Here is a 19,867-nt window from a genome sequence, read left to right as displayed (position 1 = left end):
GCGGCAGTCGTGAGGCCGCCGCTCAGGACAGGGCGGCTTCAACCTCGGCGGCCCGGGTGGCCGGGGGCGGGACCACGGCGCTGTTCTCGACCGCGATCACCGCGTCGAACGGCTCGATCCCCTCCAGAACGTCCGTCTCGGGCAGGCAGACGATGAAGCCTCGCCCGGCCCGCGCCTGCCGAAGCCGGGCGAGACGCTCGCGAACGCCCTCGGCCTTGCGCTCGTCGGGCGCGATCGCGACGATCAGGATGTCGGGCTCGCGGGCGAGGCAGCGGGCCAGCTCGATCGCCACCCGCTCGCGGGCGTTGATCGCGCCGTCCGCGAGCGCTCCCGTGCTGGGCTGGATCTCCACCCGGCTGTCGAGGCCCAGGCCGTAGACCGAGGCTTCGAGCCCCTCGTCGGCGAGTACCCGCCGCACCAGCGCACGCACCCGCGGCTCGGCGTTGGCTTCCCCGAGGCTGATCCGCCCGAACAGCAGGTTTTCCTCCAGGCTCGCGGCCGGATTGACCCGGCCGGGATCGTGGAACTCGACCGCCCCGGCGAGGTGGGACGGCAGCATCCGGGCGAAGGAGCGGCGCGCCTGAACCAGCCGTTGCTCGAACGCGGCGTCGATCAGCCCGAAGCGGTGCCGGGACTCGCTGTAGCGCAGCGCCAGCCCGATCAGCCGCGTGCGGTCACGCTGGCCCGCCGATCCCCGGCGCAGGCTCGCGGCATCGGGCAGGCGCAACACGAGGTCTTCGAAGTAGCCGCGCTCCGAGGCCTGGAACAGCGAATAGGCGTCGAACAGCGGATGGTCGTTGGGCAGATCCGCGAAGATCTCGACCGTGCTGCGGGCGACCGACAGGCCGATCTCCGTGAGCGGGCGCACCAGCTCCTCGGCCTCCAGCACCGCCCGCAGGTAGGGGTGGCGGGCGAAGCGGAGCGGCGCGAAGGCGCCGCCCACCGGCTCGCCGAACAGGATGTTCTCGCCGATGTTGGCCTGATGGTTGTAGCGGTCCGGGTCGAACGGCTCGACCAGGCGCTCGGCCCCCTTGGCGGCCAGCGCAGCCCGCATGGTCTGCCGGGCCGACACGATCGCCGCTGCCAGCCGGGGCTGTGTCGCCGGGTCGAGGCGGCCGGTCAGGCCGCGGGCGTAGACGAAGCCGTCGAGCCCCGTGAGCCGGCTGATCCCGATGAGCGCGATGTCGTCGGGCGCGGTGTCCGGCTCGGTGCCGTAGAGCAGGTTCTGCCGGAGCGAGCCCTCCATCAGGATCGCCTCCCCGGCCGCGAAGGCGATGCGGCGGGCGCGCTCCGAGGCGTCGAAGCCGCGCAGGTCCGCGCCCGCGTAGGTGACGGCGCCCGCAGTCGGCTCGACCTGGCCCGCCAGGACGGCCGCGAGAACCCGGGCGCCGCTGCCGCGGCTGCCGGTGATCGCCACGTGGCCCGGCATGGCGACCGCCACGTCGACGCCGGTCAGCCGCTCGCCGGTCGCCGGATCGAAGGCACCGACGCCCTGGGTCGCCAGGATCCCGGACCGGGGGAGCGGCGGGGGGGCGAGCCCGGTCAGGCCGCCCCGCGCCTGCCGGCCCTGGAGGCCCGCGATGATCCGCACCAGGTCCCGGAAGCGCGGGCGGACGGCCTTGCGCACCGTCCAGAGGCGGGCGCAGATACCCGCGAGCCAGCCGGCGAGGCCGAAGGCGCCCGTCGCCGCCAGGAGCGCGGCGGGATCGACCGGGACGGTCGGCGGATTCCCCGGCGCCGCCGAGCGCCACAGTGCCGTGCCGATGGCGATGGCCGGCAGGATCACCGCCAGGGCGAGCGCCGGCGCGCGGGCATAGGCCAGTCGCGCCTCGGCCCGCGCCACCTTGGTGCGCATCGCAGTGACCCGGGCGGCGATGCGCGATCGCTCGAGGGCGGCCGCCCCATGCCCGCGCACGGCCGGCAGCCGCCGCACGAGGTCGTTCAGGTTCGTCTCCGCCCTGGCGCTCGTGCGCAGGCGCAGCTCCTGCCGGTCGCGCGCCCGCTCCAGCACCAGCCCGTAGGCGAGGCCGATCGCCGCCAGTCCCAGCGCCGCGGCCGGGATGAGCCGGGGGGCCGCGAGCCCCGCGAAGCCCAGCGCCAGGAGCAGCGCGGCGCAGGTCATCGCCGGCACGACGATGCCCGCCGCGAGCAGCCGATCGGCCCGGGCCAGCACCTCGCCGACGAGGCGGGCGAGGCTGCGTGCCTCGTCCCGGGCCCCGGCCGGCGCATCGAGGATCGCCCGCAGGACGTTCTCCCGCACGGCGTCCGCGGCCCGGTTCTGGGCCTTGAAGCATAGGCGCGCCACGAGCCAGCCGAGGCCCGCCAGCGCCAGCGCGGAGGTGGCGATGCACAGGAAGGCGGCCAGTTCCAGATCGGCGGGGGGCATCGGGACGCCGCGCGCCAGCACGAGCTCGCGGCCCGGCAGCGACACGACGAGGCGCAGGAACGGGAGCGCGGGCGCCTCGTCGCGCGGCAGCACCGCGACCAGGTCGCGCAGGCACAGCAGGGCAAGCGCGCAGAGCGGACCGCCGAGTCCGACCGCGAGCAGGGCCGCGGTCGCGTGCAGGCGCCGCGCGGCGCGCCAGGTCAGGACGAGGGGATCGGAATCCATGCGGGTCCGGGGCGGGATCGCGCGGCCGTGCCGCGGCCCGGCACCGCATAGGCCCTCGCGCCGCCCGCGGGAAGTGCCTCCGCGCGACGTGGCGAGGGCGCTGCCCTGCGCGACAAGCCATCCCTGTAATACAGGTTCTGGTTCCGGTCTGGAAATGCTCTAACTGGTCGATCGACGGCGGGAGACGATCGCGTGGCGGCTTTCGCGCTGCGTGGCCGCTCCGCGCGGGCGTGGCCGCGCATTCCGAGCCGGAATCAGAGGGTGGGGCGACGCTTGCGGCGAGAGGCTGAGCTGACCGAACCCGGCGGCCGGATCGTGGCGTCCCGCGGGCTCGCCTGATGGCGCAGCTGTTCAGCCCCGGGGCGGACGCGATCTACCGCCTCGCGCTGATGACCGGGGTGGCCTGTGTGGTCGGCCTGCCGGTCCTGGCGGCCGGGATCGTGCGCTCGAACTACGTCACCGGCGTCGGCGTCGCGCCGGCCCAGCCGCTGCCGTTCAGCCACAAGCACCATTCCGGCGAGCTCGGCGTCGATTGCCGCTACTGCCACACCACCGTCGAGAAGGAAGCCACCGCCGGCATCCCGCCGACCCACACCTGCATGACCTGCCATTCGCAGATCTGGACAGGCTCGGACATGCTCAAGCCGGTGCGCGACAGCTACGCGCAGGACAAGCCGCTGGAATGGGTGCGGCTGAACAAGCTGCCGCAATACGTCTACTACAACCACTCGGTGCATGTGACGAAGGGCATCGGCTGCTCGACCTGCCACGGCGATGTCACGTCGATGCAGATGACCTACCGGGCCAACGCCTTCGAGATGCAGTTCTGCCTCGATTGCCACCGGGCGCCGGAGAAGTATGTGCGGACGCCGGATCAGGTCTGGAACATGGCCTGGTCGCCCCCGGCTAACCAGGCGACGCTCGGGCCGAAGCTCGTGGCCCAGTACCACATCCGCGGCGGCGCGCGGCTGACCGAGTGCGGGATCTGCCACCGATGACCAGCAGGCCCGACATCGCGGCGTTGCGCGAGAAACTCGCCGGCAGCGACGGGCCGCGCTTCTGGCGCAGCCTCGACGCCGTGGCCGACAGCCCGGAGTTCCGCGACTACCTCGCCGCCGAATTCCCTTCAGCGTCGCGGCTCGCCGCGGCCCCGGAGCGGCGCGGCTTCCTCAAGCTGATGGCGGCCTCCTTCGCACTCGGCGGGCTCACGGCCTGCGGCGATGGCGGGAGTCGCCACTTCGAGGTGCCCTACGTCAACCAGCCCGAGCGGATCGTGCCGGGCACGGCCCTGTCGTACGCCTCCTCGGCGCTGTTCGACGGGTTCGGCAACGGCATCCTGGTCACCACCCGGGACGGAAGGCCGCTGAAGATCGAGGGCAATCCCGAACATCCCTGGAGCCTCGGCGGCACCGACGTGCTGGCTCAGGCCTCCGTGCTCGGCCTCTATGACCCGTTCCGCTCGCAGGCGGTGCAGCATCTCGGCCGGCCGAGTTCCTGGGCGGCGTTCCGGGTGGCGATACAGGCGCAGATGCCGGCCTGGCGCGAGGCCCGGGGCGCCGGCATGGCGCTGCTGACCGGCCCGGTGACCTCGCCCACCGTGGCGGCGCAGATCGCCCGGCTGCGGGCCGCCTTTCCGGCGCTCCGCTGGTTCGTCGGTGCGGGCGCCGGACGCGATGCGGTCTACGAGGGCGCCCGCCGCGCCTATGGACGGCCGCTGGAGACGATCCCGGATTTCGGCCGCGCGCGCACCATCGTGGCGCTCGACGGCGACTTCCTCGACCTCGGCCCGGGCCAGGTCGGCCTGTCCCGGCGCTGGAGCGCGGCGAGGCGCGCGGCCTACGCGGAGGGCCGCCTCCTCACCCTGCACGCCGCGGCGCCGACCCCGACGCTCACCAGTGCCAAGGCGGATCACGGCGTCTCGGTCCCGGCCGGCCGCCTCGAGGCCCTCGCCCGCGATCTCCTGGGTGTGACCGCGGGCGGCGCGGCCCCCGCGGGCGACGATCCCGTTTCCCGCTGGGCGCGGGGCGCCGGCAAGGCCCTGGCCGGGGCCCGGGGCGCCGGCATCGTCACGGCCGGCCTGACCGCCACCCCGGAGCTGCATGAACTGGTCCATCGCCTCAACGGCGCGCTGGGCAATACCGGGGCGAGCCTGCGGCACACGGAGCCCGTTGTGGAACAGGGCGCGGGGACTCTGGCGGACTTGGCGGAGACGATCGAGCGGGGCGGCATCCAGGCGCTGTTCGTGCTCGGCGCCAACCCGGTCTACGAGGCGCCGGGCGCCCTCGACTTCGCCGCCCGGATGGCGCGCGTGCCGCTCAAGATCCATGCCGGGCTCTATTACGACGAGACCGGCGCGCATGCCGATTGGCATCTGCCCACCGCCCATCCGCTGGAATCCTGGGGCGACGCACGCGCGCTCGACGGGACTGTGGGGCTGATCCAGCCGACGGTGGCGCCGCTCTACAACGGCCGTACGCTGCCGGAGATGCTGGCCTTCCTGGCCGGTGGCGAAGGCGGAGAAGGCGTCGAGGACGCGTCGGGCCTGCTCAAGGCGCGCTGGCGAAACGAGGGTGAGGACGAGGCGGCGTTCCACGGCCGCTTTTCGGACGCCCTGCGCCGGGGTTTTTGGCCAGACAGCGCCCACGAGCCCCGGGACGTCGCCCTCACACAGAGCGTTCAGGCCTTCGCGCCGCCCTCCCCGCCGGAGGCGCCGCCGGGCGGGATCGAGGTGGTGTTCCGCCCCGATTCGACCCTCTGGGACGGCACCCATGCCGACCTCGCCTGGCTCCAGGAACTGCCGAAGCCCCTGACCAAGGTGGTCTGGGAGAACGTGGTGGCCCTCAGCCCCCGGCTCGCCGAGCGTGAGGGCATCGCCACGGGCGACGTGGTGCGGATCGAGGCGGATGGTCGCTGGATCGAGGGAGCGGCCTGGATCCTGCCGGGCCAGGCCGAGGACACGGTGACCCTGAGCCTCGGCTACGGCCGCGACGTACCGGACCACTTGTCCCACGGCCTCGGCTACGCCGCCGCCGCCCTGCGCCCGTCGGAGACGCCCTGGCGGCTCGCCGGCGCGCGACTGAGGAAGACCGGCCGGCGCGGCATGCCGGCGACCACGCAGCACCTCGGCACGATGGAGGGCCAGGACATCGTGCGCGTGCAGGCGCTCGGCGCCGCGCCGGTGGGCGATCCGAAGGGGGCGCCCGCGCCCGCCTCGTTCTATCCGCCCCCGGAGAGACAGGACCCTGGGGGGGCGGCGCAATGGGGCATGGCGATCGACCTCGACGCCTGCACCGGCTGCAACGCCTGCGTCACCGCCTGCCAGGCGGAGAACAACATCCCGGTTGTCGGCCGCGACGAGGTGGAGAAAGGCCGCTGGATGGGCTGGCTGCGGGTCGACCGCTACTATGCGGGCGGCCTCGACGCGCCGACGACGCATTTCCAGCCGGTGCCGTGCATGCATTGCGAGCAGGCGCCCTGCGAGGTCGGCTGCCCCGTGGAGGCGACCCTGCACGACAGCGAGGGCCTCAACCTGCAGGTCTACAACCGCTGCGTCGGCACCCGGACCTGCCAGAGCTACTGCCCCTACAAGGTCCGCCGCTTCAACTACCTCGACTATACCGGCGGCCTGACCCCGGTTCAGCAGCAGCAGCGCAACCCCGAGGTCACGGTGCGCGCCCGCGGCGTGATGGAGAAGTGCACCTACTGCATCCAGCGCATCGCGGCGGCCCGGATCACGTCGGCCAAGGACGCCCAGAGCGACGCCGCTGCCCCGATCCCCGACGGCGCCGTCGAGACCGCCTGCCAGGGCGCCTGCCCGACCCGGGCGATCACCTTCGGCAACGTCGCCGACCCGGACAGCCGCGTCTCGGCCGCCCGGAGGGAACCCCGGGAATACGCGCTGCTCGGCCACCTGAACACGCGGCCGCGCACCACGTACCTCGCCGGGCTCGCGCCCGCGGCCGATGCGGCCGGACGGGAGGGCTGAGCATGTCCGACACCCTCCTCGGCGGCCCGTCAGCCGGCCCCCTGATCGGACCCGAGGAAACCCTCCGGGTCATCGGCGGCGCGGTGACCGCGATCCCGCTGACGCATCCGCGCAACCGGCGCTGGTGGATCGCGTTCGCGGGGGCCGTGTCGCTGCTCGGCCTGTTCGTCCTCACCCTCGGCTATCTGCTCTATGCGGGCCCCGGTATCTGGAGCAACAACAACGCCGTCGTCTGGGCGCTCGACATCGCGAGCTACGATTGGTGGATCGGCGTGGCGTCGGGCAGCCTGCTGGTCTCGGCGGTTCTGCTGCTGCTCGGGGCGGAGTGGCGCGGGGCGGTGAACCGCATCGCCGAGACCCTGGCGCTGCTGGCCACCGCGGCCGCCGGGCTCTACCCGATCATCCATCTCGGGCGGCCGTGGTTCTTCTTCTGGAACCTGCCCTACCCCAACACCTACGACCTCTGGCCGCAGTTCCGCTCGCCGCTGCTGTGGGACGCGATCGACATCGTGTCCTTCCTGGTGATCTGCGTGAGCCTCTGGTTCATCGGCCTGCTGCCGGACCTCGCAACCCTGCGCGACCGCGCCTTCGCGGAGGCGATGCGCCAGGCCGACGCGAAGGCGCCGACCCGCAAGCTCGCGCTGTTCCGCGCGCAGGCCTATGGCCTGTTCGCCTCGGGCTGGCGCGGCTCGGCCGCCCACTGGCAGATTTGGGTCCAGGCCTACCGGACGGTGGCGCTGCTCGGCGTGCTGCTGGTGGTCTCGGTCCAGACCGGCGCCTCCGTGATGCTCGCGGGCTCGCTGATGCCGGGCTGGCACAGCACGCTGCTGCCGGTGAGCTTCCTGGTGAACGCGGTCTATTCCGGCGTCGGCGTCACCGCGGTGATCGTGGTGCTGATCCGCGTCGTCTACGGCCTGGACGCCCTGGTGACCGCCCGCCACCTCGACGTGCTCGGCCGCCTGCTGCTGTGCCTCGGCTGCGCCAGCGCCTATTGCTACGCCGCCGAGTATTTCGACACGTTCCTCAACGGCGATCCGGAGGGGCGGGCGGTGCTGGTGCGGCGCATGACCGGCGACCACGCCCTCGTGTCCTGGACGGCGATCCTCGGCCTCGTCCTGCCCGCCCAGGTCCTGTGGTCGGCTCGCGCCCGCACGGCGCCGCCGGCGATCGCCGCGGTCGGCCTCCTCGTGGCGGTCGGCGCCTATGCCGACCACGTGATGGTGCTCGTGGTGACCCTCACCCAGGACTTCCTGCCGTCCTCGAAGCTGCCCTACGGAGTGGATCTCTGGGGCATCGCCACCTTCGCGGGCTCGGTCGGCCTGTTCCTGGCCCTGCTGCTGCTGTTCCTGCGCTATCTCCCGGCCATCTCGATCATCGAGAGCCGCCGCCTCGCCCTGGCGCGGGCCCAAGCCGCGGAGGCCGCCACCCGCGAGGCCTCGTCCCGCGCCGCCCGCCCCGAGGAGAATCCGGGGCCGGCCCCGCTCTGGGGGGTATCCGCCACCTTCGCGAGCCAGTCCGACCTCGCCGCCGCCCTTCAGGCCGTGTCGGGGATCCGCCCGGATCATGTCCATCTGGACGGGCACGGTCCGGTCCCGATGCCCCGCACCCTGCGGGCGCTCGGCCTGGAGGGCCGCTCGATCCTGCCCTACGCGCTCACCGGCGCGCTGCTCGGCGGCGCGGGCTTCTTCGGGATGTGCGTCTACGCGACGGCCTACGACTACGTCTTCCTGATCGGCGGACGTCCGCGTCTCTCCTGGCCCTCCTTCGTGGTGCCGAGCGTCTCCTTCGCGATGATGACCGGCTGCATCGCGATCCACCTCGCGCTTCTGGTGCTCAACCGCCTGCCGCGGCTGAACCACCCGGCCTTCAACATCCCGGGCTTCCTGCGCGCCTCGGACGACCGCTTCTTCCTCTCCGCGGAGGCACGCGGCGACCGGTTCGACCCGGCGCGGATCGAGCGGCGGCTCGCGGGCCTGCCGGCCGGGGGCGGGCGCCCCCTCGAGATCCGCAGGATCCCGCGATGAGGTGCGCCGTCCGCCTCGCTCTTCTGGTCCCCTTGGCCCTCACGGGCTGCGGCGAGGCCGACATGGCCGATCAGGCCCGAGCCAAGACCTGGGACCGGAACCCGTTCTTCCCGCGCCAGATCACCATGCGCCAGCCCGTGGCCGGCACCGTGCCGCGGACCGATCCGTCCCGGGAGGTGCCGCAGCCGCAGGCGATCAGCCGGGACCTGCTGGACCGGGGCCGGCAGCGCTACGGGGTGTTCTGCACGCCCTGCCACGGTGAGGACGGACGCGGCCGGGGCATGATCGTGGCGCGCGGCTTCCCGCCGGCCGGCGACCTCACCGGCGGACCTCTGCGCGCGGCCCCCGCGGCCGAGATCTACGACGCCATCGCCAAGGGAAGGCGCGCGATGTTGGGCATGGCGCAGATGATCCCCTCCGCCGACCGCTGGGCGATCGTCGCCTATGTCCGCGCCCTCCAACTCAGCCAGGACGCTGCAGTGGCGAGCCTGCCGCCGGACGACCGGACCCGGCTGGAGGCGACGCGATGAGGCGCCCGCGCCGCCGCTCCGTTCTGCTGCGCTCTGTTTTCCTGGGCCTCGCCGGGCTCGGCCTGCTGGCGCTGTGCTGGCTCGCGGCCGGCCGGCGCGGGGCGGTGGTCTCCTACCTCGCCGCCTGGCTGGTCCTCCTGGCCCTGCCGGTGGGCGCCCTGCCGGTGACGATCGTGGCTGAGCGCTTCGGAAAGCGGGTGCGTGAGCGCGGCGGCGTCGAGATGCTGGCGGGCTTGCGCCGGCTGATGGCGCTGATGCCGGCGGCGGCAATCCTGGGGCTGCCGCTGCTCGCAGGCGCGCCCCTGGTCTACCCCTGGGTCGGGGCGGCGCCGCGCACGCCGCTCGCGGCCCTGTGGTTCACGCCGCCGTTCTTCGTGGCGAGGGTGATCGCCTACCTGGCGGTCTGGACCTGGCTCTCGGCTCGCTTCGCGCGGCCCTTCGACGAGCCGGGCGAGGGCCGCACGGTGCCGGCGGTGGGCCTGCACGCGGTGGTGGGCACCCTGTTTACGACCGACGTGATCGCCTCCCTCGATCCGCGGCTCGATTCCACCCTGCTCGGCCTCCTGGTGATGACGGCCTGGAGCGGCCTCGCCTTCGCGGCCGCGATCCTGCTCGCCTGGGAGGAGCCGGAGCCCGTCGGCCGCGGGCGCACCGCGCCGGGGCGCGGCCGGCTGGTGCCCCTGGTCGTGCTGCTCGGGCTCTGGGCGTTCATGCATTTCGTGCAGTTCCTGATCGTCTGGTCGGCGAACCTGCCCCCGGAGGTGTCGTGGTACTTCGCCCGCGGCGGCGGGCTCGGGCGGGGGCTTTCGATCGTCGCGGGAATCGTCGTCGTGCTCGCCGGACTGGCGACGCTTCGGCCGGGGCGCCCGACCACGCGGATCCTCGCCGGTGCGGCGCTGGCCGTGCACGCCCTTGAGATGTTCTGGCTGGTCACGCCGGCCCTGCGCGACCGGTTCGTGATCCGCCCGGCCGACGGGCTCGCCGCCCTGGCGGTGGCCTGCCTTGCTGCCGCGCTCCATCCCGGGCTGCGCGGGCTCGCCGCGCGAACGGCGCCGGATGCCCGTCGCACCGGGAGGCCGGCGTGAGCGAGGGCGGCGCCCCCGGTCCCGGCCTGATCCCGGCGATCCTGGCCGGACTGACCCTGCGCGGGACCGGCCTCCTGAACGGCCGGCCGGCCCGCGGCGCCCCGGCCAACACCCAGCGCGATCCCGACGATCCCGGGCACGAGACCCGCGACGTCAACGTCCGCAACACCGCGCTGGTGATGGCGGGGCTGGCGCTCTCGGCCCTGGCGGTGGTCGGAACCATGGTCTGGCTGATGGGCGCCTTCAGCGCGAGCCAGCGCCGGGCCCTCCCCGCGCTGACGCCGCAGCAGACCGCGCGGCTCATGCCGCCGGCGCCGAACCTCCAGGCGAACCCCTACGCCGACATCGACCGCGCGCGGGCGGAGGCGTCGGCGCGGCTATCCGGCTACGGATATCGCGACCCGGACCGCACCCGCGCCCGCATCCCGGTCGGCCGGGCCATGGAGCTGATCGTCGGCCGCTCCCTCGACGCGCCGGAGCGCTAGACCGATGACGCCGAGCCACGATTCCCTCCAGCTCTGGCCCGCCGCGGTCTCGGCCAATGCTGTCGAGACGGACGTCCTCATCCTGGCCTTCACGGTGCTGACGCTGCTGCTGACCGTGCCGGTCTTCGTGGCGATCACCTACTTCGCCCTGCGCTACCGCGAGGGCTCCGAGGCGGACCGGCAGCCCTCCGGCATCCGCTCGAACCTCATCGAGATCAGCTGGATGCTGATCCCGTTCCTGCTGACGCTGATCTTCTTCGTCTGGGGCGCCAAGCTGTTCGTCGCCTCGAAGAACGCCCCCCCGGACGCGTTGGTGATCGAGGCGGTCGGCCGGCAATGGATGTGGAAGTTCCAGCACCCCACCGGCCAGGCCGAGATCAACGACCTGCACGTGCCGATCGGCCAGCCGATCCGGCTGCACATCATCAGCCAGGACGTGATCCACGCCCTCTACCTGCCCGCCGTCCGGATGCAGGTGGCGGCCCTGCCCGACCGCTACACCGACCTGTGGTTCAAGGCCGACAAGATCGGCACCTACCACCTCTACTGCTCGGAGTATTGCGGCACCGACCATTCCATCATGGGCGGCGAGGTCACCTTCATGAACCCGGGTGACTACCAGGACTGGCTGACCCATGCCGGCGCGCAGCAGGGCAAGGTCGCGGCTGGCCGCGCCCTCTACGAGGCCTATGGCTGCGCCGGCTGTCACGAGCCCGACTCGCCCGTGAAGGCGCCGAGCCTCGCCGGCCTGTACGGATCCTCTGTGAAGCTCGCCGACGGCCGCACCGTGACGGCCGACGACGCGTGGCTGCGCGAGAAGATCCTGAACCCGAACGGCGACCGGCTCGCCGGGGGCATCAAGCAGGTCATGCCGAGCTTCGCCGGCCGGATCCCGGCCGACGAGCTCGGGCGCCTCGTCGACTTCCTGAAATCCTACCCGGCGCCGGCTTCCGGCAACGCCGCGCAAGCGACGCCATGAAGGTGACATGATGAGCGCATCGGGCAGCATCGGCGGGACCGCACGCCGCGAACCGCACACGCCGGACGCGACGCTCGGGCGCAAGACAGACTATCTGCACGCGGAATCGACCCTGCGCTCGTGGTTCCTGACCACCGACCACAAGCGCATCGCGATCCTTTATCTGGTCTCGATCACCGGCTTCTTCGTGATCGGCGCCCTGGCGGCCGGCGTGGTGCGCCTGGCCCTGGTCGTGCCCAACGGCGCGATCATGACCAACGACACCTACAACAAGGCGTTCACCATCCACGGTGTGGTGATGGTGTGGTTCTTCCTGATCCCGTCGATCCCCGCGACCTTTGGCAATTTCCTGATCCCGCTGATGATCGGGGCCAAGGATCTCGCCTTCCCGAAGCTCAACCTGACGAGCTGGTACGTGTTCATGGCGGGCGCGCTGTTCACGCTGGTCTCGGTGGTCCTGGGCGGCGTCGATACCGGCTGGACCTTCTACGCGCCGCTCTCCACCGCCTTCTCGAACACCTGGGTCCTGCCGGCGCTGATCGGCGTCACCATCGTGGGCTTCTCGTCGATCCTCACGGGCCTCAATTTCGTGGTCACGATCCACACCATGCGGGCGCCGGGCATGACGTGGTTCAAGCTGCCGATCTTCGTCTGGGCGCACTACGCCACGAGCCTGATCTTCCTCCTGGCGACCCCCGTCATCACCACGGCCCTGATCCTGCTGATCATGGAGCGGGCCTTCCATATCGGGGTGTTCGACCCGGCCTATGGCGGCGACCCGGTGCTGTTCCAGCACCTGTTCTGGTTCTACTCGCACCCGGCCGTGTACATCATGGTCCTGCCCGGCATGGGGGTGATCTCGGAGATCGTGCCGGCCTTCGCGCAGAAGAAGCTGTTCGGCTACCGCTTCGTCGCCTACGCGTCGATCGGGCTGGCCTCCGTGACCTTCTTCGTCTGGGGGCACCACATGTTCGTCAACGGCCAGAGCGACCTGGCCTCGCTGGTCTTCTCCGCGCTGTCCTTCGCGGTGGCGGTGCCGTCGGCCGTCAAGGTCTACAACTGGACCGCCACGATCCATAAGGGTTCGCTGCGGCTCGATACGCCGATGCTCTACGCGATGGGCTATATCGGCCTGTTCGTGCTCGGCGGGCTCACCGGCCTCTACCTGGCGACGCTCGCCATCAACCAGCACATCCACGCCACCTATTTCGTGGTCGCGCATTTCCACTACATCATGGTCGGCGGCACGGTTCTGGCCTTCCTGGGCGGCCTGCACTTCTGGTGGCCGAAGTTCACCGGCCGGATGTACAGCGAGCCCTGGGGCCGGGTCTCGGCGCTGCTGATCTTCCTCGGCTTCAACGTCACCTTCTTCCCGCAATTCATCCTGGGCTATCTCGGGATGCCGCGGCGCTACGCGACCTATCCGGCCGAGTTCCAGCTCCTCAACGTGCTCTCCTCCGCGGGCGCCACGATCCTGGCGGCGGGCTACATCTTCCCGATGCTCTACCTCGTCTATTCGCTGTGGTTCGGGCGGAAGGCGCCCGCCAACCCGTGGAACGCGAAGGGGCTCGAATGGGAGACTTCTTCCCCGCCGCCGACGCACAATTTCCTCACGCCGCCCGAAGTGCCGCGCATCCCCTACGATTACCCGATCCAGGCACGGGAATCCCGGGACCAGCACGGATGAGCCAGCGGCTGGCAGACGGAGTCGGGGTCGCCCGCGCCCAACATTTCGAGACGGTGGCCCAGCAGCGCGAGGCGGCCAAGCTCGGCATCTGGGCGTGGCTGATCACCGAGCTGCTGCTGTTCTCGGCCCTGTTCCTGGTGGCGCTGATCACCCGGATCCAGCATCCCGAAGCGACGATCGCGGCGGCCAGGCACCTCAAATTCTGGATCGGCGCCACCAACACGGTGGTGTTGATCTGCTCGTCGCTCACCATGTCGATGGCGATCGAATTCTCGCGCATCGGCTGGCAGCGCGCGATGGTCCGGGCGATGCTCGCCACCGCGGCTTTGGGCAGCCTGTTCCTGGTGCTCAAGGGTTACGAGTACTACGCCGACTGGGACGAGCACATGATGCCGTTCCTGGACGATCGGCCCTTCGCGCTCGTCGAGACACCGGCCGCGCGCCTGTTCGTGAATCTCTACTACGTCGCCACGATCCTGCATGCGCTGCACCTTTTCACCGGCATCGCGCTCCTGCTCGGCATGACCTGTCTGGCCGCCAAGGCCGGCTTCCTGTCCCGGCACCAGAACTGGATCGAGGTCTACGGCCTGTACTGGCACTTCATCGACCTCGTCTGGATCCTGGCCTTCCCGATCCTCTATGTGGTCAACCGGTAGGACGCCGATGCGAAATCCCCTCGCCGCCCTCAGCGCAGACGACCGCGCGCTGCTCCGACGGCGCCTGCGCACGCCGGTGCTGACCTTCCTGGCGCTGCTCGCCCTGCTCGCCGTCAACGTCACGCTCGGCGCCACCCTGCCCTTCGCGCAGGTCTGGATCGTCGAACTCCTCGTCGTCGCCGTGATGGTGGCCCTGATCCTCCTGGTCTCCATGGAGGTGATCCACGAGCCGCCGCTGGTGCGGCTGTTCTCGGGGCTGGGCTTCTTCTGGGTCGCCATCCTCGTCGGCATGACGCTCACCGACTATCTGGCGCGCTGAACGGCGCGAAAGCCGTTGTTCGGGCGGCCGAACACTCCTAAACGTCGCCCCTCCCCCGCATTGCCCCGGCTGCATCCCGATGTGCGAACTGCTCGGCATGAGCGCCAACGTGCCGACCGACATCCGTTTCTCGTTCGCCGGTCTCGCCCGGCGCGGCGGCGAAACCGGACCCCATGCGGACGGCTGGGGCATCAGCTTCTACGACGGCCGCGCCTGCCGCAGCTTCCACGAGCCCGAGCCGAGTTCGCGCTCGCAGCTGGCCCGGCTCCTGCGCGACATGCCGATCAAGAGCCGCATCGTGGTGGCCCATGTGCGCAAGGCCAATCGGGGCCGCGTCAGCCTGGAGAACACCCACCCGTTCTCCCGGGAATTGTGGGGCCGCCGCTGGACCTTCGCGCATAACGGCCAGCTCAAGGGCGTGAAGCGGCTGCCGCTGGGCGTGTTCATGCCGATCGGCACCACGGACAGCGAGCACGCCTTCTGCTGGATGCTCGGCCGGCTCCAGGCACGGTTCCGGTCCCTGCCCCGGCCCGAGACCCTGGACCGGGCCGTGGCCGTGCTCGCGGGCGAGCTGCACGCGATGGGCGTATTCAACATGCTGCTGACCGACAGCCGCACCCTCTACGCCCATTGCGGCAAGCGCCTCTGCTACCTCACCCGTCGGGCGCCGTTCGGCAAAGCCACCCTGATCGACGAGGATTGGCAGGTCGATTTCGCGCGGGAGACGACGGAGGATGATGTGGTCACCGTCATCGCCACCCAGGCGCTGACCCGGGACGAGTGCTGGACAGACCTCGCCCGGGGCGATGTCCTGACCCTGCGGGACGGGGCGATCCGCCTGTTGAGACCGGCCGGGGCATCTCAAGTTTGACGGGGACGAGGGTGCATGCGCGCCCCCGATGCGCTAGAAAGCTCGTAACAGGAGAGCATCGACCGGACTTCACGGGAGTTCGGCCGCCAAGCGATCCGCCTCGACCTTTTCTGGACCACAGGTCGAGCCACGATGAGCTGACGAGCGCGACACACATGACCCGCGACGACACCGACTCCGTCCTGTCCCAGGAGGACGAGCTTCGGGATGGCCGCCCGAACCTCGCTCCGAACATCCGCACGCATCTCGGCGAGCACCTGCGCACCGTCTACGAGCGGATCGGCGAAGAGGTGCTGCCCTCCCGCTTCGCCGACCTGCTCGAGAAGCTGGAAGAGGCCCTGCGCGCCCGCGGCGAGGCGATCGAGCCGGAATTCCGCAACGGGCTGCTCGCCGCGGTGCCGAGCCTGCGCGCCTTCGCGCTGTCGCTGACGTCGAACCCGGCCCGGTCCGACGACCTCGTCCAGGACACCCTGCTCAAGGGCTGGCAGCACCGCGCCCGGTTCCAGCCGGGGACCAACCTCAACGCGTGGCTGTTCACGATCCTGCGCAACATCTTCTACTCGGATCACCGCAAGCGGGTCCGCGAGGTCGAGGATCAGGACGGGTCCTACGCGGCCCGGCTGGCCACGGCCCCGCACCAGGGCGACCGCCTCGATGTCGAGGATCTGCAATCGGCGCTCGCCAAGCTGCCGCCTGACCAGCGCGAGGCCCTGGTGCTGGTGGGAGCCGAGGGCGTCTCCTACGAGGAGGCGGCCACGATCATGGGCTGCAAGGTCGGCACCGTGAAGAGTCGGGTCAGCCGCGCCCGCGGCCGGCTGGCGGAGCTGCTGGGCTACGACGAGGAGGATCTCGGCTCCGACCGGTTCATCCAGTCGGCGATGCCCAAGGACGCGTAGAGACTGCGCGCAGCGGGGCTCACGGCGGGCCCCGCCGAAAAAAAGATGCATCCGATTCCGGGGATCGGGCGTTACCGGCCCGAGCTTCGCTGCTTTGCTGCGGCGGAACGCCACGGAACGGAGATGTCCCGTATGACCTTCAAGACCCTTCTCGCCGCCTCTGCCCTCGCCCTGTCGCTGCCGCTGGCCGCCCAGGCCCAGGGAACCATCCCCGGCGCCGAGCGCGGCGCGGCCGCGGGCGCCGATGCGGCCGGCCCGATCGGCGGGATCGTCGGCGGCGCCGTCGGTGCGGCCACCGGCACGGTGGGCGGCATCCTCGGCGTCGACATGGCGCCGCGCTTCCGCAGCTACGTGCGCGAGCGCAACGTCCGCTCGTACGATTACGACGGCCGCGTCGCCGTCGGTTCGACGCTCCCGGCCTCGGGCGTGACGTACTATGACGTCCCGACCGAGTACCATGTGCAGCCGGGCTACCGCTACACCGTGGTGAACGATCGCCCGGTGCTGGTCGACCGCAGCCACCGGATCGTCGAGGTCGTCGACTGATCGGCCGGGCCGGTCCCGCGCCGGCCCATCGGGCCCCGGAGCGACCCGCTCCGGGGCCCGTTTTTTGCGCGGCTTCGGGTGCCGACGCAACGCTTTGTCGGACCGGCCGTTGAGAAGCCGTCCGATGTGTGAGGAGACCATGAGCGAGGATCCGAAGGCGGCCGGCGCCACGCTGCCGGAACCGGTGCGCGACCATCTCGGCCAGCAGCTGCGCGGCGTGCTGCCGGTGGGCCCGGACAAGCCCCGCTTCCTCGGCGACGATCCGGTTCCGGACGTGTTCGAGCCTCAGATCCGCCGGCTCGAGACCCGGCTGAAGACCCACGAGGAGGGCACCGGCGCGGTCGGTCAGGCCCTCGACCAGATCCTCGACGCGCTCGGGGTGAAGCCGGATGACGTCGACACGACCGAGCGTTGAACCCCGGACGCCCCGGGCTCTCAGACGCGCGGCTTCGCCGCCAGGAGATCGCGGATCTCCGCCAGGAGCTTCACGTCCGCCGGGACCTCCGCGACCGCCTCCGGTTTCTTGTCCTCGGTGCGCTGCAGCTTGTTCATGGCCCGGATCACCAGGAACAGCACGAAGGCCACGATCACGAAGTTCAGGGTCAGCGTCAGGAACTGCCCGTATCCGAGGACCGCGCCCTGCTTCCGGGCATCCGCATAGGGCAGCCCGGCCTGCACCTTGGACGAGAGCGGGATGTAGTAGTTCGAGAAGTCGAGCCCGCCGGTCACCGCGCCGATCGCCGGCATGAAGAGGTCCTGCACGGCCGAGTTCACGATCGCCCCGAAGGCCGCGCCGATGATCACGCCGACGGCGAGATCCACGACGTTTCCGCGAAGCGCGAACTTCTTGAATTCCTCGAGCATGCGCCAACCCCCGCGGACCTCTCCGGCCAAGGTAGGGGACGATCGGGCGAAGGCCAGCGCCGTGCCCGGCCTATCCCCCGCTGATCGCCGGCCCCGCCGGATCCTCGGCCGCGATGGCCAGCTCGGCCTTGGCGCGGCGGCGGTACTGGGCGGCGACCACCGGGATGGTCAGCAGGTAGCCGCCGCTCACCGCCACCAGCGCCTCGAACGGATAGCTGATCAGGATGCCGAAGGCCGCGACGCCGAGCAGGAAAATCGGCAGGACGAGGCTGCGCGGCACGCGCTTGCCCATGGTCTTGCCCGAGTAGGTCGGGACCGTGGAGACGACCAGCAGGGCGATCAGCAGCACGTAGATCAGGATCGCGGGCGCCGCCCAGGTCTCGAAGCGGAAGCCGAGGAAGTGCAGGTAGAGCGGCAGCATCGCGGTGAGCGCGCCCGCCGGGGCCGGCATGCCGACGAAGAAGTCCTTCTTCCATACCGGCCGATCCGGGTCGTCGAGCATCGCGTTGAAGCGGGCGAGCCGCAGCGCCATCGCGATGGCGAAGATCAGCGCCACGATCCAGCCGGCGGATTTGAGGTGGAACAGCGCGAAGCCGTAGAGGATCAGCGCCGGGGCGCAGCCGAAATTCACGAAATCGGCGAGCGAATCGAGTTCCGCCCCGAAGCGCGAGGTGCCCTTGAGCAGCCGCGCCACCCGGCCGTCGATGCCGTCGAGCACGCCCGCCACCACCACGGCGATCACGGCGGGCTCGAACTTGCCCTCGAAGGCGAGGCGGATCGCCGTCAACCCGAGGCAGAGCGCCATCAGGGTGATCATGTTGGGCGCGATCATCCGGAACGGCACCGGCTTGAACCGGCGCGGGCGCGGCTCGTTCGGATCGGGCGCGAAGGGCGGGAAGAGATCGTCCATGATCGGCCCTAGATCCGCTTGAACTGGCGCCCCGGACCGCCGCCGAGATCGGCCAGCACCGTCTCGCCGGCCACCGCCTTCTGGCCGAGTCCGACCAGCACGGTCGCCCCCGCCGGCAGGTAGACGTCCACCCGCGAGCCGAAGCGGATCAGCCCGAACCGCTCGCCGACCCCGAGCACGTCGCCGGCCGAGACGAACCCGACGATCCGCCGCGCCACCAGGCCGGCGATCTGCACCACGCCGACGCGCTTGGGCTGGCTCGCGTGGCTCGTCTCGATGACGAGGCCGTTGCGCTCGTTGTCCTCGCTGGCCTTGTCGAGTTCGGCGTTGAGGAACAACCCGGGCGTGTAGTGGATCTGGCCGATCCGGCCCGACACCGGCACCCGGTTCACGTGGCAGTCGAACACGTTCATGAACACCGACACGCGCAGGGTCGGCACCTGCGGCAGGTCGAGCTCTGGGGGCGGCAGCACGGTGGCGATCAGATTGACGCGCCCGTCCGCGGGCGAGACCACGAGCCCGTCCGCCACCGGGGTGATCCGCTCCGGGTCGCGGAAGAAGTAGCAGACCCAGAGGGTGAGGATCAGGAAGATCCAGCCGAAGAACTGGGAGAAGTAGCCGGCCAGCACCGTGAGCACGATGCCGATCAGGATGAAGGGATAACCCTCCTTGTGGATCGGCACGAGCGTCCGGCGGATCGTCTCGATCAGGTCTGTCATTGCGTTTCGGACTCAAGGCTGCCGCGGGCGGGCGGACATGTCGGACGCGCGGATGGCAGTCCGCCGGGCCGCCGTCAACTTTTTGGAGGTCCCGGCCGTCCTCTCCGGGCACGCGCCATCGTCCCCGCGCGCCTGACGGCGCCGGGGGCATGGCCCAAGAGCAGCACGAGGGACGCGGGACGCCGCGGGAACCCTGGTGTCGGCCATAGACGCGCGGGATCCGATCCCCGCGGCGTCCCGCGGCATCGGACGGGCCTGGTCCCCGGCCGGTGCCGTCTTTCTCGTCGCGATGTCTTCGCGGCGCCCCGATCCTGCGACTCCGTGTTAGCGGTCTCGGACGAGGCTTTCGGCCTCCGGAACCCGCATCACCGCCGTGGCCTTCCAGCCGCCCCCCGCCTCGTAGTGGGCGGGTCCGCAGGTCGCTCAGGGTCGGCCCAGACCCGGGTCGGCGCGGGGGCATTTCCGCACCCCGCCGGGCAAAGGGCCGCCCGGTCTCACGCCCGCATCCGAGACACGCCCCGTACCGGCACGCCGCCCGGGGCGATGGCGGCTGAGAGCCACCGACGCGGGCACCGCCCTGTCGCCCCGAGCCCGCCCGGTCAGCCACCGGGACGGCCCCGAACCGAGCGCTGCGGGATCACCCCCGCGGCGCCGGGGAACAGGTGGCGGCTAATGAGCACAAAATAGGAACATTGTCAAG

Annotated in this window: 18 protein-coding genes; 14 read left to right on the top strand and 4 right to left on the bottom strand. The window is 71.3% G+C overall.

The genetic code is table 11. The annotated features are described in order from the left end of the window. Positions 1-22 precede the first annotated feature (22 nt). The gene (locus Q8W67_RS19950; protein WP_305549028.1) at positions 23-2,611 is read right to left on the bottom strand and encodes an ABC transporter ATP-binding protein; all 2,589 of its coding nucleotides are present in this window, start codon (positions 2,609-2,611) and stop codon (positions 23-25) included. 338 nt (positions 2,612-2,949) lie between these two features. On the opposite strand from Q8W67_RS19950, the gene Q8W67_RS19945 reads away from it, so the two are divergent. The 14 genes from Q8W67_RS19945 (at position 2,950) to Q8W67_RS19880 (ending at position 17,089) form a co-directional block, all read left to right on the top strand. Beyond that, a complete protein-coding gene (locus Q8W67_RS19945) occupies positions 2,950-3,609 on the top strand; it encodes a cytochrome c3 family protein (protein WP_305549025.1) in 660 nt (219 codons plus the stop codon). Further along, entirely contained in the window at positions 3,606-6,596 is a 2,991-nt protein-coding gene (locus Q8W67_RS19940; protein WP_305549022.1) for a TAT-variant-translocated molybdopterin oxidoreductase, read from the top strand. The genes Q8W67_RS19945 and Q8W67_RS19940 overlap by 4 nt, the downstream gene beginning before the upstream one ends. Before the next feature lie 2 nt (positions 6,597-6,598). After that, a complete protein-coding gene (locus Q8W67_RS19935; RefSeq protein ID WP_305549019.1) occupies positions 6,599-8,620 on the top strand; it encodes a quinol:electron acceptor oxidoreductase subunit ActD in 2,022 nt (673 codons plus the stop codon). After that, entirely contained in the window at positions 8,617-9,150 is a 534-nt protein-coding gene (locus Q8W67_RS19930) for a cytochrome c (protein ID WP_305549016.1), read from the top strand. The genes Q8W67_RS19935 and Q8W67_RS19930 overlap by 4 nt, the downstream gene beginning before the upstream one ends. Further along, positions 9,147-10,235 (top strand): hypothetical protein, encoded by a 1,089-nt coding sequence (locus Q8W67_RS19925; protein WP_305549013.1) that lies wholly within the window; start codon positions 9,147-9,149, stop codon positions 10,233-10,235. Before Q8W67_RS19930 ends, Q8W67_RS19925 begins: the two co-directional genes overlap by 4 nt. Next, the gene (locus tag Q8W67_RS19920) at positions 10,232-10,720 is read left to right on the top strand and encodes a hypothetical protein (RefSeq protein ID WP_305549010.1); all 489 of its coding nucleotides are present in this window, start codon (positions 10,232-10,234) and stop codon (positions 10,718-10,720) included. The genes Q8W67_RS19925 and Q8W67_RS19920 overlap by 4 nt, the downstream gene beginning before the upstream one ends. 4 nt (positions 10,721-10,724) lie before the next feature. Then, positions 10,725-11,699, top strand: a complete 975-nt coding sequence (gene coxB, locus Q8W67_RS19915) for a cytochrome c oxidase subunit II (protein ID WP_305549008.1) — start codon at positions 10,725-10,727, stop codon at positions 11,697-11,699. A 10-nt stretch (positions 11,700-11,709) separates the two neighbouring features. After that, entirely contained in the window at positions 11,710-13,386 is a 1,677-nt protein-coding gene (locus Q8W67_RS19910; RefSeq protein ID WP_305549198.1) for a cbb3-type cytochrome c oxidase subunit I, read from the top strand. Then, a complete protein-coding gene (locus tag Q8W67_RS19905) occupies positions 13,383-14,042 on the top strand; it encodes a cytochrome c oxidase subunit 3 (protein WP_305549005.1) in 660 nt (219 codons plus the stop codon). Before Q8W67_RS19910 ends, Q8W67_RS19905 begins: the two co-directional genes overlap by 4 nt. Positions 14,043-14,049: 7 nt before the next feature. After that, positions 14,050-14,361, top strand: a complete 312-nt coding sequence (locus Q8W67_RS19900) for an oxidase (protein ID WP_305549002.1) — start codon at positions 14,050-14,052, stop codon at positions 14,359-14,361. Between the two features lie 79 nt (positions 14,362-14,440). Continuing rightward, positions 14,441-15,232 (top strand): class II glutamine amidotransferase, encoded by a 792-nt coding sequence (locus Q8W67_RS19895; protein WP_305548999.1) that lies wholly within the window; start codon positions 14,441-14,443, stop codon positions 15,230-15,232. Positions 15,233-15,387: 155 nt separating this feature from the next. Beyond that, positions 15,388-16,128 carry a NepR family anti-sigma factor gene (locus tag Q8W67_RS19890; RefSeq protein ID WP_370693912.1) on the top strand — a complete coding sequence of 247 codons (741 nt, stop codon included), beginning with the start codon at positions 15,388-15,390 and terminating at the stop codon, positions 16,126-16,128. A 132-nt stretch (positions 16,129-16,260) separates the two neighbouring features. After that, positions 16,261-16,674, top strand: a complete 414-nt coding sequence (locus Q8W67_RS19885; protein WP_305548996.1) for a DUF1236 domain-containing protein — start codon at positions 16,261-16,263, stop codon at positions 16,672-16,674. Positions 16,675-16,813: 139 nt separating this feature from the next. Continuing rightward, the gene (locus Q8W67_RS19880; RefSeq protein WP_305548993.1) at positions 16,814-17,089 is read left to right on the top strand and encodes a hypothetical protein; all 276 of its coding nucleotides are present in this window, start codon (positions 16,814-16,816) and stop codon (positions 17,087-17,089) included. Between the two features lie 20 nt (positions 17,090-17,109). On the opposite strand, the gene mscL is transcribed toward Q8W67_RS19880, so the two are convergent. The 3 genes from mscL to Q8W67_RS19865 form a co-directional block, all read right to left on the bottom strand. Next, on the bottom strand, positions 17,110-17,538 hold the full coding sequence (mscL, locus tag Q8W67_RS19875; protein WP_305548990.1) for a large conductance mechanosensitive channel protein MscL: 429 nt from the start codon (positions 17,536-17,538) through the stop codon (positions 17,110-17,112). 70 nt (positions 17,539-17,608) lie between these two features. Next, entirely contained in the window at positions 17,609-18,448 is an 840-nt protein-coding gene (locus Q8W67_RS19870) for a phosphatidylcholine/phosphatidylserine synthase (RefSeq protein ID WP_305548987.1), read from the bottom strand. A gap of 8 nt (positions 18,449-18,456) precedes the next feature. Then, positions 18,457-19,167, bottom strand: coding sequence for a phosphatidylserine decarboxylase (locus Q8W67_RS19865; protein ID WP_305548984.1), 711 nt, complete (start codon positions 19,165-19,167; stop codon positions 18,457-18,459). Positions 19,168-19,867: the final 700 nt, after the last annotated feature.

Source organism: Methylobacterium sp. NEAU K (genome assembly GCF_030700285.1).
Taxonomy (GTDB): domain Bacteria; phylum Pseudomonadota; class Alphaproteobacteria; order Rhizobiales; family Beijerinckiaceae; genus Methylobacterium.
This window is presented reverse-complemented; position numbering and strand designations above follow the sequence as displayed.

Excerpts from the sequence above, each read along its gene's own strand:
- Q8W67_RS19910 (WP_305549198.1), top strand. The coding sequence starts at position 11,710 with ATGAGCGCATCGGGCAGCATCGGCGGGACCGCACGCCGCGAACCGCAC.
- coxB (WP_305549008.1), top strand. The coding sequence starts at position 10,725 with ATGACGCCGAGCCACGATTCCCTCCAGCTCTGGCCCGCCGCGGTCTCG.
- Q8W67_RS19900 (WP_305549002.1), top strand. The coding sequence starts at position 14,050 with ATGCGAAATCCCCTCGCCGCCCTCAGCGCAGACGACCGCGCGCTGCTC.
- Q8W67_RS19865 (WP_305548984.1), bottom strand. The coding sequence starts at position 19,167 with ATGACAGACCTGATCGAGACGATCCGCCGGACGCTCGTGCCGATCCAC.
- Q8W67_RS19905 (WP_305549005.1), top strand. The coding sequence starts at position 13,383 with ATGAGCCAGCGGCTGGCAGACGGAGTCGGGGTCGCCCGCGCCCAACAT.
- Q8W67_RS19935 (WP_305549019.1), top strand. The coding sequence starts at position 6,599 with ATGTCCGACACCCTCCTCGGCGGCCCGTCAGCCGGCCCCCTGATCGGA.
- Q8W67_RS19870 (WP_305548987.1), bottom strand. The coding sequence starts at position 18,448 with ATGGACGATCTCTTCCCGCCCTTCGCGCCCGATCCGAACGAGCCGCGC.
- Q8W67_RS19940 (WP_305549022.1), top strand. The coding sequence starts at position 3,606 with ATGACCAGCAGGCCCGACATCGCGGCGTTGCGCGAGAAACTCGCCGGC.
- Q8W67_RS19895 (WP_305548999.1), top strand. The coding sequence starts at position 14,441 with ATGTGCGAACTGCTCGGCATGAGCGCCAACGTGCCGACCGACATCCGT.
- Q8W67_RS19925 (WP_305549013.1), top strand. The coding sequence starts at position 9,147 with ATGAGGCGCCCGCGCCGCCGCTCCGTTCTGCTGCGCTCTGTTTTCCTG.
- Q8W67_RS19945 (WP_305549025.1), top strand. The coding sequence starts at position 2,950 with ATGGCGCAGCTGTTCAGCCCCGGGGCGGACGCGATCTACCGCCTCGCG.
- Q8W67_RS19880 (WP_305548993.1), top strand. The coding sequence starts at position 16,814 with ATGAGCGAGGATCCGAAGGCGGCCGGCGCCACGCTGCCGGAACCGGTG.
- Q8W67_RS19890 (WP_370693912.1), top strand. The coding sequence starts at position 15,388 with ATGACCCGCGACGACACCGACTCCGTCCTGTCCCAGGAGGACGAGCTT.
- Q8W67_RS19950 (WP_305549028.1), bottom strand. The coding sequence starts at position 2,611 with ATGGATTCCGATCCCCTCGTCCTGACCTGGCGCGCCGCGCGGCGCCTG.
- mscL (WP_305548990.1), bottom strand. The coding sequence starts at position 17,538 with ATGCTCGAGGAATTCAAGAAGTTCGCGCTTCGCGGAAACGTCGTGGAT.
- Q8W67_RS19885 (WP_305548996.1), top strand. The coding sequence starts at position 16,261 with ATGACCTTCAAGACCCTTCTCGCCGCCTCTGCCCTCGCCCTGTCGCTG.
- Q8W67_RS19930 (WP_305549016.1), top strand. The coding sequence starts at position 8,617 with ATGAGGTGCGCCGTCCGCCTCGCTCTTCTGGTCCCCTTGGCCCTCACG.